Source organism: Veillonella parvula, assembly GCF_024461875.1.
Taxonomy (GTDB): domain Bacteria; phylum Bacillota; class Negativicutes; order Veillonellales; family Veillonellaceae; genus Veillonella; species Veillonella parvula_I.
This window is the reverse complement of sequence record NZ_JANGAL010000063.1, coordinates 1-259: the sequence shown is the minus strand read 5'-3', so window position 1 is coordinate 259 and position 259 is coordinate 1. Positions and strand designations below refer to the sequence as shown.

At 39.8% G+C, this 259-nt stretch carries 1 pseudogene; it reads left to right on the top strand.

The window, feature by feature from the left end:
- Positions 1-259 (top strand): annotated as a pseudogene (locus NE668_RS09865) (hypothetical protein); the annotation flags it as partial.

Below are 259 nucleotides of genomic sequence, written 5' to 3'. Positions count from 1 at the left end.
CAAATTTTCATTTTGAAGTTTCCGCGGATTTATTGAATGAAAAAGAGATCGCGTTGATCAATCGTATGCGTCCGGGTCTGATCCAGCTTGAGATCGGTGTTCAATCGGCAAATGAGATTACGATCCGGGAAATCAACAGAACGATGAAAATCGATGTTTTGTCAACGATTGTTGACAAAATTAAAAAAGGAAACAATGTGCATCAGCATCTCGATCTTATCGCAGGATTGCCGTATGAAGGATATGAAAGCTTCGGAAA